The organism is Kordia jejudonensis, from assembly GCF_001005315.1.
GTDB classification, from domain to species: Bacteria; Bacteroidota; Bacteroidia; order Flavobacteriales; family Flavobacteriaceae; genus Kordia; species Kordia jejudonensis.
On the sequence record NZ_LBMG01000166.1, the window covers coordinates 1 to 259 of the forward strand.

Consider the following 259-nt stretch of genomic DNA (forward strand, 5'->3'; position numbering starts at 1 on the left):
ACATGATCCGTGTCACTTTTTGAAACAATACGTGCGCGTAACATGTAATCGTTTGCTAAATCGAACGGTATTTTGGTAAGTGTTTCAATTTGTGTCGCTACAGCTGTTTCTGAAGCATTTTTTATGTGTGAAACTTCAAAATCGACACTTTCGATAATTTGCTGATATCCGATTCCTTCATGATCTTTAAAAACGGTTCGAAGCGATTCATGACGTGCGACAATATATTGTAAAGAATCGGCTAAAACTGCTTGATCTA

At 36.7% G+C, this 259-nt stretch carries 1 protein-coding gene; it reads right to left on the reverse strand.

Translation table 11 applies throughout. The features are described 5' to 3' along the window. A partial coding sequence (locus AA089_RS23155; protein ID WP_046759402.1) for a condensation domain-containing protein occupies window positions 1-259 on the reverse strand: 259 nt, incomplete at both ends.